Origin of the sequence: Streptomyces sp. NPDC058295 (genome assembly GCF_042880655.1) — a bacterium.
GTDB classification, from domain to species: domain Bacteria; phylum Actinomycetota; class Actinomycetes; order Streptomycetales; family Streptomycetaceae; genus Streptomyces; species Streptomyces coriariae.
Genome location: NZ_JBHVYO010000013.1, coordinates 152,314 through 169,159 on the forward strand (window position 1 = coordinate 152,314; position 16,846 = coordinate 169,159).

Genomic DNA, 16,846 nt, shown 5'->3' on the forward strand with positions numbered 1-16,846 from the left:
TAGGGCCGGTGTAAAGGGACTTCCGCTCTTTTGCTATGGTCTCGCCACAACTGCGGCAGAGCTGGCGCGGGCGGCAGTCGAGCCTGTGACGTCTCACGGTTCGGAGCCCAGTCGCCGCCCCCACATCCGCAAGTCCAGTCCAGTGCCGTCCCGCGGTCGCAGGCCGCGCCGACACATCGAGGTTGCCGTACCCATGCGCCACGCTGAAGGAGCTCGCGGTGAGTAACGCCAAGACGCTCGCCTTCGAGACCGACTGTCATATTTTCGACGGGTGCGGTTTCCCGACCCCCGGCCTGCACTCGTTCCTCTTCGAACCGCTCTTCACCGTCGGCGGCATCGAATTCAACAAGCCGATGCTGCTCTCGCTGGTGAGCACCGTCATCGTCATCGGATTCTTCTGGGCGGCCTTCAACAAGCCGAAGCTGATCCCCGGCAAGCTCCAGATGGTCGGCGAGGCGGGTTACGACTTCGTCCGTCGTGGCGTCGTCTACGAGACGATCGGCAAGCGCGAGGGCGAGAAGTACGTCCCGCTGATGTTCTCGCTGTTCTTCTTCATCTGGATCATGAACCTGTGGTCGATCGTCCCGATCGCGCAGTTCCCGGCCACCGCGGTCATCGCGTTCCCGGTCGGTCTCGCGGCTCTCGTCTACATCGTGTGGATGAGCGTGACGTTCAAGCGCCACGGTTTCATCGGCGGTTGGAAGAACATCACGGGCTACGACCCGTCGCTCGGCCCGGTGTTCCCGATGGTCATGTTCTTCGAGTTCCTGTCGAACGTGTTCATCCGGCCGTTCACCCACGCCGTCCGGCTCTTCGCCAACATGTTCGCCGGACACGTCCTGATCCTGATCTTCACGATCGGGACCTGGTACCTGCTCAACGGCATCGGCATCGCCTACTCGGCGGTCTCGTTCCTGATGGTCATCGTGATGACGGTCTTCGAGCTGTTCATCCAGGCCCTTCAGGCCTACGTCTTCATCCTCCTGTCCTGCAGCTACATCCAGGGCGCGCTCGCCAAGCACCACTGAGCACCTGATCAACATCCCCTGAACTTCCGGTGGCCAACCCCCACCGGCCTGTGTAAAGAGAAGGAAGTTACGGCATGTCCGCTCTCGACACCCTCGCCGCGGTCGAAATCAAGGGCAACCTCGCTGCCATCGGCTACGGTCTCGCGGCCATCGGCCCCGGCGTCGGCGTTGGCATCATCTTCGGTAACGGCACCCAGGCGCTGGCTCGCCAGCCCGAGGCCGCCGGCCTGATCCGTCAGAACCAGATCCTCGGCTTCGTCCTCTGTGAGGCGCTCGCCCTGATCGGTCTGGTCATGGGCTTCGTCTACCCGACGTCCTGATCCGGTCTACGCCGACGAGAGAATTCCACGGAAGGAACTGATGTGATCTCGCCCTTGCTGCAAATCGCGGCTGAGGAGGAGGCCCAGAATCCTCTGATCCCGGAGATCCCCGAGCTCGTCATCGGTCTGATCGCGTTCGCGATCGTGTTCTTCGTCCTGGGCAAGAAGCTCCTTCCGAACATCAACAAGGTTCTGGAAGAGCGTCGCGAAGCCATCGAGGGCGGGATCGAACAGGCCGAGATTGCTCGCACTGAGGCCCAGAGCGTTCTGGAGCAGTACAAGGCCCAGCTCGCCGAGGCCCGTCACGAGGCCGCGCGGCTGCGCCAGGAGGCGCAGGAGCAGGGCGCCGCACTCATCACCGAGATGCGTGCGGAAGGCCAGCGTCAGCGCGAGGAGATCGTCGCCGCCGGGCACAGCCAGATCGAGGCGGACCGCAAGGCCGCCGCGTCCGCGCTGCGTCAGGACGTCGGCAAGCTCGCCACCGATCTGGCCGGCAAGCTCGTCGGGGAGTCCCTCGACGACCACGCCCGCCAGAGCCGCGTCATCGACCGCTTCCTCGACGACCTCGAGGAGAAGGCCGAGGCGTCTCGATGACCGCACACGGAGCGAGCCGCGAGGCATTCGCAGCAGCCCGTGAGCGTCTCGACGCGCTGACGGACTCCACGTCCGTGGACGCGGCGCAGCTCGCCGACGAGCTGGCGGCAGTCACCGCGCTGCTCGACCGCGAGGTCTCGCTGCGTCGGGTCCTCACCGACCCGGCGCAGACCGGCGAGGCCAAGGCCGAGCTGGTCCAGCGCCTGCTCGGCGCCCAGATCAGCGGTGCCACCGCCGACCTGGTGTCCGGCACGGTGCGTTCCCGCTGGTCGCAGTCCCGCGACCTGGTGGACGTGCTGGAGGAGCTGGCGGACATCGCCGACCTCACCGCCGCGCAGAAGGCCGGCAGGCTCGACAACGTCGAGGACGAGCTGTTCCGCTTCGGACGGATCGTCTCCTCGAACACCGAGCTGCGCGCCGCACTGACCAACCGGAAGGCCACCGCCTCGGCCAAGGGCGAGCTGCTGCGCAGCCTGCTCGGCGGCCGGGCCGACGCGGCCACCGAGCGACTGGTGACGCGCCTCGTGACCGCGCCCCGGGGACGTAGCCTGGAAGCGGGCCTCGAGTCCCTGTCCCGGCTCGCCGCGGAGCGCCGGGACCGCATGGTCGCCGTCGTCACCTCGGCGGTACCGCTGAGCGACCCGCAGAAGCAGCGCCTCGGCGCCGCCCTCGCCAAGCTCTACGGCCGCCCGATGCACCTCAACCTCGACGTGGACCCCGCGGTCCTCGGCGGGATCAGGGTGCAGGTCGGTGACGAAGTGATCAACGGCTCCCTCGCGGACCGCATCGAGGACGCCGCCCGCCGCATGGCGAACTAGCAGCAACTCAAGACCGCAGTACGAACTGATGGCGGCCCTGGTTGGGCCGTGCAGAGGATTCACCTCTTTCAGGGGGGAGTCCCCATCCCCCCAAAGTGAAACTTCGGGCCCAACAAGGAGAGCAGGGAACCCAGATGGCGGAGCTCACGATCCGGCCGGAGGAGATCCGGGATGCGCTGGAGAACTTTGTCCAGTCGTACAAGCCGGACGCGGCCTCGCGCGAGGAGGTCGGTACGGTCACCCTTGCCGGCGACGGCATCGCGAAGGTCGAGGGCCTTCCCTCGGCCATGGCCAACGAACTGCTGAAGTTCGAGGACGGCACCCTCGGCCTCGCGCTCAACCTCGAAGAGCGCGAGATCGGTACCGTCATCCTCGGCGAGTTCAGCGGCGTCGAGGAGGGCCAGCCGGTCACCCGCACGGGAGAGGTCCTGTCCGTCGCCGTCGGCGAGGGCTACCTCGGCCGTGTCGTCGACCCGCTCGGCAACCCGATCGACGGCCTCGGCGAGATCGAGACGTCCGGCCGCCGTGCCCTGGAGCTCCAGGCTCCGGGTGTCATGGCCCGTAAGTCGGTCCACGAGCCCATGGAGACCGGCTACAAGGCCGTCGACGCGATGACCCCGGTCGGCCGTGGTCAGCGTCAGCTGATCATCGGTGACCGCCAGACCGGCAAGACCGCCCTGGCCGTCGACACGATCATCAACCAGCGCGACAACTGGCGCTCCGGTGACGTGAACAAGCAGGTCCGCTGCGTCTACGTCGCCATCGGCCAGAAGGGCTCGACCATCGCCTCCGTGCGTGGCGCCCTCGAAGAGGCCGGCGCGCTGGAGTACACGACCATCGTCGCCGCCCCGGCGTCCGACCCGGCCGGCTTCAAGTACCTGGCGCCGTACACCGGTTCGGCCATCGGCCAGCAGTGGATGTACGAGGGCAAGCACGTCCTCATCATCTTCGACGACCTCTCGAAGCAGGCCGACGCCTACCGCGCCGTGTCCCTGCTGCTGCGCCGCCCGCCGGGCCGTGAGGCCTACCCGGGTGACGTCTTCTACCTGCACTCCCGTCTGCTGGAGCGCTGCGCGAAGCTCTCCGACGACCTGGGCGCCGGCTCGATGACCGGTCTGCCGATCGTCGAGACGAAGGCCAACGACGTCTCGGCGTTCATCCCGACCAACGTCATCTCCATCACCGACGGCCAGTGCTTCCTGGAGTCGGACCTGTTCAACGCCGGTCAGCGCCCCGCGCTGAACGTCGGTATCTCCGTCTCCCGAGTCGGTGGTTCCGCGCAGCACAAGGCGATGAAGCAGGTTTCCGGCCGTCTGCGCCTCGACCTCGCCCAGTACCGTGAGCTGGAGGCGTTCGCCGCCTTCGGTTCCGACCTGGACGCCGCGTCGAAGTCGCAGCTGGAGCGCGGTCAGCGACTGGTCGAGCTGCTCAAGCAGGCTCAGTACCAGCCCATGCCGACCGAGGACCAGGTCGTCTCCGTGTGGGCCGGTACCACCGGCAAGATGGACGACGTTCCGGTCGCCGACGTCCGCCGCTTCGAGAAGGAGCTCCTGGAGTACCTGCACCGCAAGGAGCAGGGCCTCATGACCTCCATCAAGGAGGGCGGCAAGATGTCGGACGACACCCTCATCGCCATTGCCGACGCCATCGCCGAGTTCAAGAAGCAGTTCGAGACCTCGGACGGCAAGCTTCTCGGCGAGGACGCCCCGGCCGCGGCCAAGTGACGTAAGGAAGGGACCTGACTCATGGGAGCCCAGCTCCGGGTCTACAAGCGTCGCATCCGATCCGTCACCGCGACCAAGAAGATCACCAAGGCGATGGAGATGATCGCCGCCTCGCGTGTCGTCAAGGCACAGCGCAAGGTGGCGGCCTCCACGCCGTACGCGACCGAGCTCACCCGCGCGGTCACGGCGGTCGGTACCGGCTCGAACACGAAGCACCCGCTGACCACGGAGGCGGAGACGGCGACCCGTGCCGCGGTGCTGCTCCTCACGAGCGACCGCGGACTGGCCGGCGCCTTCAACTCCAACGCGATCAAGGCCGCCGAGCAGCTGACGGCGCGCCTTGAGGCGGAGGGCAAGGAGGTCGACACGTACATCGTCGGCCGCCGCGGTCTGGCCCACTACAACTTCCGCGAGCGCAAGGTCGCGGAGTCGTGGTCGGGCTTCACAGACGAGCCCACCTATGCGGACGCGAAGAAGGTCGCGGGTCCGCTGATCGAGGCCATCGAAAAGGAGACGGCGGACGGCGGCGTGGACGAACTCCACATCGTCTTCACCGAGTTCGTCTCGATGATGACGCAGACGGCGCTCGGCGACCGTCTGCTGCCGCTCAGCCTCGACGAGGTGGCCAAGGAGTCGGCGCCGAAGGGCGAGATCCTTCCGCTGTACGACTTCGAGCCGTCGGCGGAGGACGTCCTCGACGCCCTCCTGCCGCGGTACGTCGAGAGTCGTATCTACAACGCGCTGCTCCAGTCGGCTGCCTCCAAGCACGCCGCCACGCGCCGCGCGATGAAGTCGGCGACCGACAACGCGGGAGACTTGATCAACACGCTCTCCCGCCTCGCCAACGCGGCCCGCCAGGCCGAAATCACCCAGGAAATCAGCGAGATCGTCGGTGGCTCCGCAGCCCTGGCCGACGCGACCGCGGGGAAGTGACAGGTAATGACGACGACAGTTGAGACGGCCGTTGCCACGGGCCGCGTCGCCCGGGTCATCGGCCCGGTCGTCGACGTGGAGTTCCCCGTCGACGCCATGCCGGAGATCTACAACGCCCTTCACGTCGAGGTCGCCGACCCGGCGAAGGACGGCGAGAAGAAGACGCTGACCCTGGAGGTCGCCCAGCACCTGGGTGACGGCCTGGTCCGCACGATCTCGATGCAGCCCACCGACGGTCTGGTCCGCCAGGCCGCCGTCACCGACACCGGAACGGGCATCACCGTCCCGGTCGGCGACTTCACCAAGGGCAAGGTGTTCAACACCCTCGGTGAGGTGCTGAACACCGACGAGACCTACGACGGTGAGCGCTGGACCATCCACCGCAAGGCCCCGCGCTTCGACGAGCTCGAGTCGAAGACCGAGATGTTCGAGACCGGCGTCAAGGTCATCGACCTGCTGACCCCGTACGTCAAGGGCGGCAAGATCGGTCTGTTCGGTGGTGCCGGCGTCGGCAAGACGGTGCTCATCCAGGAGATGATCTACCGCGTCGCCAACAACCACGACGGTGTCTCCGTGTTCGCCGGTGTCGGTGAGCGCACTCGTGAGGGCAACGACCTCATCGAGGAGATGGCGGAGTCGGGCGTCATCGACAAGACCGCCCTGGTCTTCGGCCAGATGGACGAGCCCCCGGGCACCCGTCTGCGCGTGGCCCTGGCCGGTCTGACCATGGCGGAGTACTTCCGCGATGTGCAGAAGCAGGACGTGCTGTTCTTCATCGACAACATCTTCCGCTTCACCCAGGCCGGTTCCGAGGTCTCGACCCTGCTCGGCCGGATGCCCTCCGCGGTGGGTTACCAGCCGAACCTGGCCGACGAGATGGGTCTCCTCCAGGAGCGCATCACCTCGACCCGTGGTCACTCGATCACCTCGATGCAGGCGATCTACGTCCCCGCGGACGACCTGACCGACCCGGCCCCGGCCACCACGTTCGCCCACCTCGACGCGACGACGGTTCTCTCCCGTCCGATCTCCGAGAAGGGCATCTACCCGGCCGTGGACCCGCTGGACTCCACGTCCCGCATCCTGGACCCCCGCTACATCGCGGCGGACCACTACAACACCGCGATGCGCGTCAAGACGGTCCTGCAGAAGTACAAGGACCTCCAGGACATCATCGCGATCCTCGGTATCGACGAGCTGGGCGAGGAGGACAAGCTCACCGTCCACCGCGCCCGTCGCGTGGAGCGCTTCCTGTCCCAGAACACCCACGTCGCCAAGCAGTTCACCGGCGTCGACGGGTCGGACGTCCCGCTGGACGAGTCGATCACCGCGTTCAACGCGATCATCGACGGCGAGTACGACCACTTCCCGGAGCAGGCGTTCTTCCTGTGCGGTGGCATTGAGGACCTCAAGGCCAACGCCAAGGAGCTCGGCGTCTCCTGAGCCTCGTGCTCATGAAGAGGGGCGGGTGCGTCCCGCCCCTCTTCGTACGCCCACGCCGCATCTTCCGGGGGGCGACCCCCGGACCCCCGGCAGAGTCCTGGGGCGGGACCCCGGCACTTCGGTGCTCGGAGCCCTACTAGACTTATACGCAACACCCGGCAGGAAAGCCGGGTGGTGACCCGAGGAGCCACCTTGGCTGCTGAGCTGCACGTCGCGCTGGTCGCGGCCGACCGAGAGGTCTGGTCCGGCGAGGCCACCCTGGTCGTCGCGCGCACCACGTCGGGCGACATCGGCGTCATGCCCGGTCACCAGCCGCTGCTCGGTGTGCTGGAGTCGGGCCCGGTGACCATCCGTACGAGTGATGGTGGAACGGTCGTCGCCGCGGTGCACGGCGGTTTCATCTCGTTCGCGGACAACAAGCTGTCGCTGCTGGCCGAGATCGCCGAGCTTTCGGACGAGATCGATGTCCAGCGCGTGGAGCGGGAACTCGAGCGCGCGAAGGCGGAGGGCGATGCCGCCGCCGAGCGTCGCGCGGACGTTCGACTGCGTGCGGCGGCCTCGCGCTGAGCCAGCGTGTAACCGCTTGACGTCAATCAGCCGCGGTCGGCACCGGAGCAATCCGGAGCCGACCGCGGCTGAGGCAGATACGGATGTTTTTTCCGTTCCGTTACCTATTTTCGGTACCTAGGAGACGAGGAGGTCGGTGTCGATGGTCCTCGCTCTGACTGTGTGCGGCATCGTCGTGGCCCTGGTGGCGCTGGGGTTGTTCGTCTTCGGCCTGCGCCGCAGACTCATCCAGCGGTCCGGCGGCACCTTCGACTGTTCCCTGCGCTGGGACGTCTCCGAGAAACCGGACACGAGCGGAAAGGGCTGGAGCTACGGGGTCGCCCGCTACAACGGCGACCGCATCGAGTGGTACCGCGTCTTCTCGTACGCCTACCGCCCGCGCCGGGTTCTGGAGCGCGGTTCGATCGAGGTGGCCGGCCGCCGTCTTCCCGAGGGCGAGGAGGAGCTGGCGCTGCTGTCCGACGCGGTGATCCTCACCTGTGTGCACCGGGGCACGCGTCTCGAGCTCGCGATGAGCGAAGACGCGCTGACCGGTTTCCTCGCGTGGCTGGAGGCAGCTCCGCCCGGTCAGCGAGTGAATGTGGCGTAGCCGCATTCACTCGCTGACCGGGGGTCCCCCCGGACGAAGTCAGGGGGAGCGTCAATGTCGCTCGACTACACGAACTTGTCTGCGACGGTCACGACAGTCCGCTGTTGATGGCGCTCACCAGCTCGCCGTTGCTGGTGTCTCCGCTGAACTCCCAGAAGAACGCGCCGCCCAGACCCTGGTTCTTGGCCCAGGTCATCTTGCCGGCGATGGTGGCCGGGGTGTCGTAGGACCACCAGTTGCTGCCGCACTTCGCGTACGCCGTGCCGGCGATGGTGCCGGTGGCCGGGCAGGACGTCTTGAGGACCTTGTAGTCCTCGATGCCCTGCTCGTAGGTGCCGGCCGCCGGGCCCGTGGCCGTGCCGCCCGGGGCGTCCTGGGTGACGCCGGTCCAGCCGCGGCCGTAGAAGCCGATGCCGATGAGCAGCTTGCTCGCGGGTACGCCCTTCGCCTTGAACTTGGCCATAGCGTCGGCCGTGGTGAATCCGGCCTGCGGGATGCCGCTGTACGAGGTGAGCGGGGAGTGCGGGGCCGTCGGGCCCTGGGCCGCCCAGGCGCCGAAGAAGTCGTACGTCATCACGTTGTACCAGTCGACGTACTGTGCCGCGCCCGCGTAGTCGGCCGCGTCGATCTTGCCGCCGGAGGAGCCGTCGGCGGTGGTGGCCGCGGTGACCAGGTTGCCCGTGCCGAACTTGGCGCGCAGGGCCTGCATCAGGTTCTTGTAGGCCGCCGCCCCGCTGGTGTCACAGGACAGGCCGCAGGCGTTCGGGTACTCCCAGTCGATGTCGATGCCGTCGAAGACGTCGGCCCAGCGCGGGTCCTCGACCAGGTTGTAGCAGGACTGCGCGAACGCCGCCGGGTTGGCCGCGGCCTGGGCGAAGCCACCGGACCAGGTCCAGCCGCCGAAGGACCACAGCACCTTGATGTTCGGGTACTTGGCCTTCAGCTGGCGCAGCTGGTTGAAGTTGCCGCGCAGTGGCTGGTCCCAGGTGTCGGCGGCGCCGCTGACCGACTGGTCCGCGGTGAAGGCCTTGTCGTAGTCGGCGTAGGAGTCGCCGATCGCGCACTGGCCGTTGGTGACGTTGCCGAAGGCGTAGTTGATGTGTGTGATCTTCGCGGCCGAACCGGACGTCACCAGGTTCTTGACGTTGTAGTTGCGGCCGTAGATGCCCCACTCGGTGAAGTAGCCGAGCTTGACCTTGGAGCCGGTGGTCGGGGGAGTGGTGCCGCCGCCGGTGGTGTGGACCGCGACCGCTCCGCTGACCGGGCCGGTCTGGTCGGCGGTGTCACGGGCCTGGACGGTGTAGGAGTAGTCGGTGCCGGCCGTCAGACCGGTGTCCGTGTACGAGGTCGTCGTGACCGTGGCGACCTTGGCGCCGTCGCGCAGGACGTCGTAGTTCTTGACGCCCTTGTCGTCGGTGGCGGCGGACCAGGCCAGCTTCACCGAGGTGTCGGTGAGGGCGGAGGCGGTCGGGGTGCCCGGGGCGGACGGGGAGGCGTCGCCCGGGACCGTCGTGCCGTCGCAACTGCCGCCGTTGAGCTTGCAGTTGGACGGAGAGCCGGCGCCCGCGCCGTTGAAGCCGAAGGAGACGGAGGCGCCGGCGGCGAGGCTGCCGTTCCAGGACTTGTTCTTGGCGGTCCAGTGGGTGCCGGAGGACGTGACGTCGGCGTCCCAGGCGGAGGTGACGGAGGTGCCGGAGGGGAAGTCCCACTCGACCGTCCATGAACTGATGGCGGTGGTGCCGGTGTTCTTCACCATCCACCTGCCCTCGAACCCGGTGCCCCAGTCCGATGCCTTGGTGTAGGTGGCGGTGGCGGTCGTGGCGGCCTGGGCGGGGCTCGCGAGGCCGACCAGGCCGGCCAGCGGGAGCAGCAGCGTCGCGAACCCTGCCGCGGCTCTGTGTCTGAAGCGCATCCTGCGCCTCCTCGGGGGGAGTCGGGGGGCGTGACTGAGCCTTCACGCCCACGGTGCCGCGAGAATAGAAAGGTCTGGACCACAGGTCAATAGGTCTGGACCACTGCGGTCCGCTAAACCTCCGGAGCCCCATCGGATCCCGCCCGGATCCCCAACTCCTGTGCCAGCACCGCCGCTTGCACCCGACTGCGCAGCTCCAGCTTCCCCAGCAGACGGCTGACGTGCGTCTTCACCGTCGCCTCCGCCATGTCGAGGCGCCCGGCGATGCCCGCGTTGGACATCCCCTCGCCCAGACAGGCCAGCACCTCGCGCTCGCGCCGGGTGAGGGCGTCCAGGACGGCGGGGTCGGCCTTCGGTGCCCGCACCGGCTTCGCGGCGAACTCGGCGATCAGCCGACGGGTCACCGCGGGAGCGATCAACCCCTCCCCAGCGGCCACCGTGCGGACCGCCGACAGCAGGTCCCTGGCCTCCGTGTTCTTCAGCAGGAACCCCGCGGCACCCGCCCGCAGCGCCCCGAACACATACTCGTCGAGGTCGAAGGTGGTCAGCACCAGCACGTCGGCGAGCCCCTCCTCGACGACCTTCCGGGTCGCCGACACCCCGTCGAGACGCGGCATCTGAACATCCATCAGCACCACGTCCGGCCGCAACTCCCGCGCCAGGGCCACCGCCTGCTCCCCGTCCGCCGCCTCGCCCACCACCTCGATGTCGGACGCGCTGCCCAGGATCAGGACGAGCCCGGCGCGTACGGCGGACTGGTCCTCGGCGACGAGGACCCGGATGGCCGAGCTCATACGGGCTCTCCTTCGGTGAGGGGGAACGTGGCCCGCACCGTCCAGCACGAGTCCTCGGGCCCGGCGTCGAACGTGCCGTCCAGCAGCGCCGCGCGCTCCCGCATGCCGACGAGCCCGGCGCCGGAACCTGGGGCGCGGGGTCCGTCCCGACGGCCGTACGGACTCCGCACCCGCACGTCGAGCACCCCGTCGCGCCGGACGAGGGCGACGGCGACCCGGCCCGGGCAGGCGTGCTTCAGCGCGTTGGTCAGCGACTCCTGGACGATCCGGTAGGCGGCGAGTTCGACGGGGGCCGGCACCGCACCGGGCTCGGAGTCGAGGGTGACGTCGAGGCCATTGGCGCGGGCACCGTCGACGAGAGCCTCCAGGCCGTCCAGGGTGGGGGCCGCGGCGGGCTCGCGGTCCCCGCTGCCGTCGCGCAGGATCCCGATCAGCCGCCGCATCTCCGCCAGCCCCTCGACGCTGTTCTCGCGGATGACGGACAGTGCCTGCCTGGACGTGTCCGGGTCGTCGATCGAGAGCGCCGCGGTCGAGTGGATCGCGATCGCCGACAGGTGGTTGGCGACCATGTCGTGCAACTCCCGTGCCATCCGCGCCCGTTCGGTGGTGACCGCCTGGACGCGGTCCATCTCGGCGAGCAGCGCGGTCTGTTCGGCCCGCAGCCGGGCCGCCTCGGCCGCGTCGCGGTGGTTGCGCACGATCCAGCCGGTGGCGGCGGGCGCGTAGGCCACGATGCCGACCACCACCCCGATCAGCAGGGCCTCCGGCACCCGCCACACCGCGAAGGGCACCAGCGTCCCGGCCACCGTCAGCAGTCCGGTGATCCACTGGATCCGGCGGGCCGACGCGAGCGGGCCGTACAGGACGGCCGCGTACATCAGGTCCGTGTACATCAGCACCGTGAACAGGTTGCCCTGGGTCAGGGTGTCCAGGACGATCGCGGCCGTGCCGACCAGCAGGGCCGTGCGCGGCGCGACCCGGCGCAGCACCTCGCAGCCGGCCATCGCACCGAGCGGCACCAGGACCGGCCAGGGGCCGTCGAGGAGCACGATCGGATCGTCGGACGGCCGGGTGCCCAGACCGATGGCGACCAGCAGCAGCCCGCCGAGCAGCCCGCCGACCGCGATGTACACGTCGAAGCGGTGCGGGCGGCGCAGGCGGTGCGGGTCTCGGACGGCCATGTCCTCCATCCAACACGCCTCGCCTCCCGTCCGCCTGCTTCCCGGGGACGGTCCCGAACTGCATCTTTCGATGTACCGCGAGTTCGTCACCGCCGACGACGAGACGCGCTGTGCCGGCCGGGAGCCTGGAAGGGTGAGCGAGAGGAGCGAACCGTGATCGTCGGACTGATCATCGCCTGTGAGGTGGCCTTCTGGGTGCTGCTGGCCGCCGGACTGGCCTTCCGGTACGTGTTCCGGATGCCGCGTCTGGGGCTGGCCCTGCTGCTGTGCGAGCCGCTGCTGGAGGCCGTGCTGTTCGTGGTGACCGCGATCGATCTCAAGAACGGTGCCGAGCCGGACTGGCGGCACGGCCTCGCCGCGGTCTACATCGGCTTCACCGTGGGCCTCGGCCACTCCACCGTCAGGTGGGCGGACGCCCGGGTCGCCCACCGGTTCGCCGGCGGCCCGCCGCCCGTGCGGCCGCCGAAGTACGGCAGGGCCCGCGCCGTCCACGAATGGAAGGTCGCGGGCCGCTGGACCCTCGCCGCACTCGTCGCCGTGGCGCTGCTCCAGGCGGCCGTCCGGTACGTCGGCGGGGACGGCGAGACCGACTCGTTGCGGGCGTGGCAGCTGCGGATGCTGTGGGTGATCGGCATCAACCTCGTCATCGCGGGGAGCTACACCCTGTTCCCGAAGCCCGAGCCGAAGCCCGAGCCGAACTCCGGACCGAAGCCCGAGCCGAACGCCGGACCGGACGGCGGATCGGACGGCGGATCGGAGCGGGAACCGGCCAAGATGCGCTAGCGCTCCCCGCCCGGCACCCAGAGCACGTCGCCGACCGCATTGTTGGCGGTGCGGGCCAGAATGAACAGCAGATCCGAGAGCCGGTTGAGGTAGGTCGCGGTGAGCGGGTTCATCCGCTCACCGTGCACCTCCAGCGCCGCCCAGGTGGAGCGTTCGGCCCGTCGGACGACCGTGCAGGCCTGGTGGAGCAGGGCCGCGCCCGGGGTGCCGCCGGGCAGGATGAACGACCGCAGCTTCTCCAGCCGCTCGTTGAACCGGTCGCAGTCCGCCTCCAGACGGTCGACGTAGAACTGCTCGACCCGAAGCGGCGGGAACTCCGGGTTCTCCACCACCGGCGTCGACAGGTCCGCGCCCACGTCGAACAGGTCGTTCTGGACCCGGGTCAGCACCCCGCCGAGCTCATCGTCCAGTCCGCCCAGCGCGAGCGCCGTGCCGAGCGCCGCGTTCGCCTCGTTGACATCGGCGTACGCGGCGATCCGCAGGTCGGTCTTGGCGACCCGGCTCATGTCGCCGAGAGCGGTGGTGCCCTGGTCGCCGGTCCTCGTGTAGATGCGCGTCAGATTGACCATGCGGCCAATCTAGACCGTCCCGGAGGATCCGTTCCGTTCCCTTGGTCACTGCTGTCGGCGCCCGGGCAGTCCCGGTCCAATCGGCGTGAATCGGACAGTAATTGACGACGTGACCGGCGTCTCACGCCCTGAGACGTGAGCCGCGTTACTAACCGGTCACACAGCGCCTCACGCCCGCTAATCTCCCGCCGAGAGGCATGCGGAGCGGCTGCGCCGGATGGTTGACGCCGGTGACATCGGACGCCTGAGCGGGCAGGGCTTCTACAAGCACCGAAACCGCACAGGCCCCATGGGCCTCACCCCTGCGAGTGAATTCGGTATCGGTTCGCTCACAGACGGCAACCTCCGACCGCTTCCCGCAGTCAGAGGATGCAACACCGGACACCACCACCGCGGAGCACGAGACGCACGCTTAGGGGAGCGCTATGCACATCAGGGGCGACCACGTAGAGCTGGTCGTCGGGGGTCGTCTCGACGTTCGCAGCGCGGCGGATGCCCGTACGGCTCTGCACACGGCCGTGGACGACGGAGTCGGCGACCTGGTGCTCGACCTGTCCGAGCTGGACTCCTGGGACGCCACCGGACTCGGCGTCATCATGGGCGTCCACCGACGGGCCGGACGGTGCGGCCGACGCCTGGTGCTGCGCGGGGTGCCTCCGCAGATGCAACGCCTGCTGGTGGCCACCCGACTGCACCGGATCCTCGCGATCGAGGGCGGTATCGGAGTGGAGTCCCTGCCCAGGGTCTGACCCCCCAGGGGGCGTGGCCTGCGGCGGAAAACAAGCGACGGGCGCAATCCTCACGAGACTGTGACGCTTCGGGCGGCCCGGCACCCCGGGCTGTCGTAGATACTGTGCGAAGGTTTACGGTTCGTCTGCCCGCCGCTCGCAGCCCTCGAGCGGGCACCGGACCAGAAGCGACAGCGCAGTGTGCAGCAAGGCCGGGAGGGGCTACCGCCACACGACGCTTTTGGGGGGCTTGAACCTATGGACCCGAACACCCGGGGACCCGAGGAGTACGGCCAGGACGACGACGGCGGCACGCCGCGCCCGCGCCCGTCCAGGGACCCCCTCACCCCCGACTTCGGCCAGCACACGCCGGCGCTGGCCCGCACCGTGCGGCTCGTCGCGGGCGAACACCTGCTCACGGTCAATCCGGTCGACGGCAGCGAGATAGAACTCTGCCCGCCTGGGGGCCCCTCCCGCTCGAGCGCAGCCGAGAGTGGGGGAGAGATACCGGAGCGCCCCGCCAAGCGCACCGCGGAGCAGCGTGCCGAGGCCGAGCGCGCCGCCCGGCCGCCGGCCCCCGCCGGAACCGCCCGGCCCGCCCAGCCGCTCCTGGGCCGCCAGGACGAACGCGAACAGCTGGTCCGCCTGCTGGCCCGCGGCCGCTCCGTCCGCCTCACCGGCCCGCCCGGCTCCGGCCGCACCAGTTTGCTCGACCTCGTCGCCGAGGACTGCGAGGACCTCGCCCCCGACGGCGTCGTCCGCCTCACCGGCTTCCGCCGCACCTCGGCCGACCTCCTGCACGACCTCTTCCACGCCGTCTACGACGCTCCCCGGTACCGCCCCGAGAGCGACGACCTGAGTGCCCTGGTCCGCGAGATCGGCGCGGTCGTCGTGGTCGACGACCTCGACCTCGGCGGCGCCGACCTCGACGAAGTCCTGGACGCGACGCCCGAGTGCGCCTTCCTGCTCGGCGCGACCCCGGACACCCCGCCGCCCTCCGCCGAGTCCGCCGTCGAGGAGGTCGTCCTCACCGGGCTGGACCGGGCGGGCGGCGTCGAGGTGATCGAGCACGCCGTCGGCCGCGTCCTCACCGAGGAGGAGGCCAACTGGGCCGGCGACCTGTGGTTCGAGTCCGAGGGCCTGCCGCTGCGGTTCGTCCAGGCCGGCGCCCTGCTCTCGCAGCGCGACCAGCTGCGGGCCGGCGCCGACGCGGTCGACGTGTTCGGTGTCTTCGAGGACGCCCGGCCGCTCGCCGACGCCGTCGACGGCCTCGCCGGAGCCGGCGAGGCCGAGGAGATACCCCTGCCCTCGCTCGGCGAGGCCGCCGCGCCCGCGCCGCTGCTCGCCGCCCGCCTCAGCGCCTCCGCCCGCGCGACGCTGCGCTTCGCCGTCGCCCTGGACGGTGAGGTCCCGCACCAGGCGCATCTGCCCGCCCTGGTCGGCGACACCCACGCCGACGCCGCTCTCGGTGAACTCACCGCCTGCGGACTCGTCTCCCCGGTCGGCACCCGCTACCGCCTCGCCGCCGGCGTCCAGACCCAGCTCGAGGCCGCCGGATACGCCGACGACGTCGAGACCCGCGCCCAGTCCGCCGCCCAGCACTACGCCTGGTGGGCCGGACACCCCTCGGTCACCCCCGAGCGGGTCTGCGCGGAGGCCGACGCCGTCCTCGCCGCCCTCGTCGTGATCGTCCCCACGACGACCCCGACGGGCGAGGACGAGGAGTCCACCGCCGTCCAGCTCGCCCGCACCGCCGCGCCCGCCTTCGCCGCGGGCCTGCGCTGGAGCGCCTGGGAGAGCAGCCTGCACGAGGGCGCCGAGGCCGCCCGGCTCGCCGGGGAGTCCGCCGACCGGGCCTACTTCCACCACGAGATGGGCGTCCTCGCCCTCTGCGGCGGGGACGTCGACCGGGCCCGCTCCGAGCTGGAGGCCTCCCTCGCCCTGCGCGGGGCGATCGCCGACAAGCGCGGGACCGTCGCCGGCCGCCGCGCCCTCGCCCTGGTCACCGACCGCTCCGGGGACCTACCCGGCCTCGCGGTGGCGACGGCCGGCGAGGAGGTGCCCGAGGCCCGCCACGAGGAGTCGGCGTCCCCGCCGCGAGGCATCCAGGCGGTGCTCCCGACCTACCCGCCGGAGGCCGAGACGGTCGTCGCCCGCCGTGGTCCCGCCGGCCCGCCCGCCCGTCACAACCGGGGCGGTCTGAAGAGCCTGGCCAAGCGCAACCTGGTCGCGGCCGGTGCGGGCGCGCTGCTCGTCGCCGTCCTCGGCACGGTCGTGACGCTCGGCGCGACCTCCGACAACGACGCCAACGACCCTTCCGACCGGGTCGGCGTCAACCCGTCCGTCAGCACCGGCCTGGACGACGGCGACCTGGACTCCGACACCCCGGGCGACGACAGCGGTTCCGCCGACACGGGCGAGGCGACCAGCAGACCCACCGACCCGGGCCCGGACGGAACGATGGGCACCTCGGACGACCCGTCCCCCACGGGAGAGGCGGAGCCGTCGTCGGAGGCGAGCAGCTCACACGGGTCGGGCGACGGTGGGTCCTCGCCCAGGCCGACATCCAAGCCGTCGTCGTCGAGTTCGGGCTCCGGGTCGCCCTCGGCCTCGCCGTCCGCGTCCAGTAGCGGGACGGGCTCGTCGTCGCCTTCGCCGTCCACACCGCCCAGCGATGGAACAGGCAGCCCGCCGGCGTCCGGGGGCGCCACCCCGCCCACCTCGAACTCGGCCAGCAGTTCGATGTCCTCCTCGCCCGCGAGCTCGATCAGCTCGGCACAGAGCACCGGCGCGGCCGCCTCGGCCTCGCCGGACCAGGTGATCTGAGGCGCAGGCGCACAAAAGGGCCGGGTTCCTCTTCAGG

General features: G+C 69.8%; 16 protein-coding genes. 12 read left to right on the plus strand and 4 right to left on the minus strand.

Annotation, left to right across the window (positions count from 1 at the left end; translation table 11 throughout):
- Nucleotides 1-218 precede the first annotated feature (218 nt).
- The 9 genes from atpB to ACFVYS_RS16610 all read left to right on the plus strand — a co-directional run bounded on the left by atpB (nt 219) and on the right by ACFVYS_RS16610 (nt 8,016).
- Complete coding sequence (gene atpB, locus ACFVYS_RS16570; protein ID WP_020131182.1) at nt 219-1,028, plus strand: F0F1 ATP synthase subunit A; 810 nt, start codon at nt 219-221, stop codon at nt 1,026-1,028.
- A gap of 74 nt (nt 1,029-1,102) precedes the next feature.
- Nucleotides 1,103-1,348, plus strand: coding sequence for an ATP synthase subunit C (locus tag ACFVYS_RS16575; protein ID WP_020131181.1), 246 nt, complete (start codon nt 1,103-1,105; stop codon nt 1,346-1,348).
- A gap of 45 nt (nt 1,349-1,393) precedes the next feature.
- The gene (locus tag ACFVYS_RS16580) at nt 1,394-1,942 is read left to right on the plus strand and encodes a F0F1 ATP synthase subunit B (RefSeq protein WP_107095541.1); all 549 of its coding nucleotides are present in this window, start codon (nt 1,394-1,396) and stop codon (nt 1,940-1,942) included.
- On the plus strand, nt 1,939-2,760 hold the full coding sequence (locus ACFVYS_RS16585) for a F0F1 ATP synthase subunit delta (protein ID WP_389502638.1): 822 nt from the start codon (nt 1,939-1,941) through the stop codon (nt 2,758-2,760). Before ACFVYS_RS16580 ends, ACFVYS_RS16585 begins: the two co-directional genes overlap by 4 nt.
- 134 nt (nt 2,761-2,894) lie before the next feature.
- The gene (atpA, locus tag ACFVYS_RS16590) at nt 2,895-4,484 is read left to right on the plus strand and encodes a F0F1 ATP synthase subunit alpha (RefSeq protein WP_267018398.1); all 1,590 of its coding nucleotides are present in this window, start codon (nt 2,895-2,897) and stop codon (nt 4,482-4,484) included.
- Between the two features lie 21 nt (nt 4,485-4,505).
- Nucleotides 4,506-5,417: a F0F1 ATP synthase subunit gamma gene (locus ACFVYS_RS16595; RefSeq protein ID WP_389502640.1), complete on the plus strand. Its 912-nt coding sequence runs from the start codon at nt 4,506-4,508 to the stop codon at nt 5,415-5,417.
- Nucleotides 5,418-5,423: 6 nt separating this feature from the next.
- A complete protein-coding gene (gene atpD / locus ACFVYS_RS16600) occupies nt 5,424-6,860 on the plus strand; it encodes a F0F1 ATP synthase subunit beta (protein ID WP_389502642.1) in 1,437 nt (478 codons plus the stop codon).
- A 192-nt stretch (nt 6,861-7,052) separates the two neighbouring features.
- Nucleotides 7,053-7,427: a F0F1 ATP synthase subunit epsilon gene (locus ACFVYS_RS16605; RefSeq protein ID WP_057584029.1), complete on the plus strand. Its 375-nt coding sequence runs from the start codon at nt 7,053-7,055 to the stop codon at nt 7,425-7,427.
- 142 nt (nt 7,428-7,569) lie between these two features.
- The gene (locus ACFVYS_RS16610) at nt 7,570-8,016 is read left to right on the plus strand and encodes a DUF2550 domain-containing protein (protein WP_020131174.1); all 447 of its coding nucleotides are present in this window, start codon (nt 7,570-7,572) and stop codon (nt 8,014-8,016) included.
- A gap of 88 nt (nt 8,017-8,104) precedes the next feature.
- Here ACFVYS_RS16610 and ACFVYS_RS16615 read toward each other — a convergent pair whose 3' ends face one another.
- The 3 genes from ACFVYS_RS16615 to ACFVYS_RS16625 form a co-directional block, all read right to left on the minus strand.
- Nucleotides 8,105-9,928, minus strand: coding sequence for a glycosyl hydrolase family 18 protein (locus ACFVYS_RS16615; RefSeq protein ID WP_389502644.1), 1,824 nt, complete (start codon nt 9,926-9,928; stop codon nt 8,105-8,107).
- 113 nt (nt 9,929-10,041) lie between these two features.
- Complete coding sequence (locus ACFVYS_RS16620) at nt 10,042-10,722, minus strand: response regulator (protein ID WP_389502646.1); 681 nt, start codon at nt 10,720-10,722, stop codon at nt 10,042-10,044.
- Nucleotides 10,719-11,912: a sensor histidine kinase gene (locus tag ACFVYS_RS16625; protein WP_389502648.1), complete on the minus strand. Its 1,194-nt coding sequence runs from the start codon at nt 11,910-11,912 to the stop codon at nt 10,719-10,721. Before ACFVYS_RS16625 ends, ACFVYS_RS16620 begins: the two co-directional genes overlap by 4 nt.
- Nucleotides 11,913-12,056: 144 nt before the next feature.
- Between ACFVYS_RS16625 and ACFVYS_RS16630 the strand changes: the two genes are divergently transcribed.
- Nucleotides 12,057-12,686, plus strand: coding sequence for a hypothetical protein (locus ACFVYS_RS16630; RefSeq protein ID WP_389502650.1), 630 nt, complete (start codon nt 12,057-12,059; stop codon nt 12,684-12,686).
- Here the strand turns inward: ACFVYS_RS16630 and ACFVYS_RS16635 are convergent.
- Nucleotides 12,683-13,255 carry a cob(I)yrinic acid a,c-diamide adenosyltransferase gene (locus tag ACFVYS_RS16635; RefSeq protein WP_389502652.1) on the minus strand — a complete coding sequence of 191 codons (573 nt, stop codon included), beginning with the start codon at nt 13,253-13,255 and terminating at the stop codon, nt 12,683-12,685. The two genes, ACFVYS_RS16630 and ACFVYS_RS16635, sit on opposite strands and share 4 nt — an antisense overlap.
- Before the next feature lie 425 nt (nt 13,256-13,680).
- Between ACFVYS_RS16635 and ACFVYS_RS16640 the strand changes: the two genes are divergently transcribed.
- Nucleotides 13,681-14,004 (plus strand): STAS domain-containing protein, encoded by a 324-nt coding sequence (locus tag ACFVYS_RS16640; protein ID WP_020131168.1) that lies wholly within the window; start codon nt 13,681-13,683, stop codon nt 14,002-14,004.
- A 237-nt stretch (nt 14,005-14,241) separates the two neighbouring features.
- Complete coding sequence (locus tag ACFVYS_RS16645; RefSeq protein ID WP_389502654.1) at nt 14,242-16,809, plus strand: ATP-binding protein; 2,568 nt, start codon at nt 14,242-14,244, stop codon at nt 16,807-16,809.
- The last annotated feature ends 37 nt before the right edge of the window (nt 16,810-16,846 follow it).